Raw genomic sequence first — 272 nt, 5'->3', positions numbered from 1 at the left:
GGAAGGGGCGTTGCAGGCCAAGCGCCGGGCGGACTGGCCGGCGCCCGCGCACGGGCGGCTGGTGCTGAGCGAGGCGCAGATGCAGGCCCTCTCCGGGGCGATGACGGCGCGCTCGCACCGGGCCATAGCCTCCTATCTGCGCGATGCCGCACCGGAGCAGACCAGGGACATGGACGAGGCCGGGCTGCTGGGCTTCGTGGCGCGGAGCGAGGCGCAGGGCCGCGCCTGGGGGTTGAAAACGGAGGCGGGGCTGGGGCGCTTCGCCTATCTGA

General features: G+C 74.3%; 1 protein-coding gene. It reads left to right on the top strand.

The genetic code is table 11. From position 1 onward, the window contains the following. Positions 1–272 (top strand): hypothetical protein (locus tag MXAZACID_RS19600; protein WP_008495954.1); only part of this gene is annotated, 272 nt, incomplete at both ends.

The sequence above is a fragment of the Acidocella sp. MX-AZ02 genome, from assembly GCF_000306035.1.
GTDB classification, from domain to species: domain Bacteria; phylum Pseudomonadota; class Alphaproteobacteria; order Acetobacterales; family Acetobacteraceae; genus Acidocella; species Acidocella facilis.
This window is presented reverse-complemented; position numbering and strand designations above follow the sequence as displayed.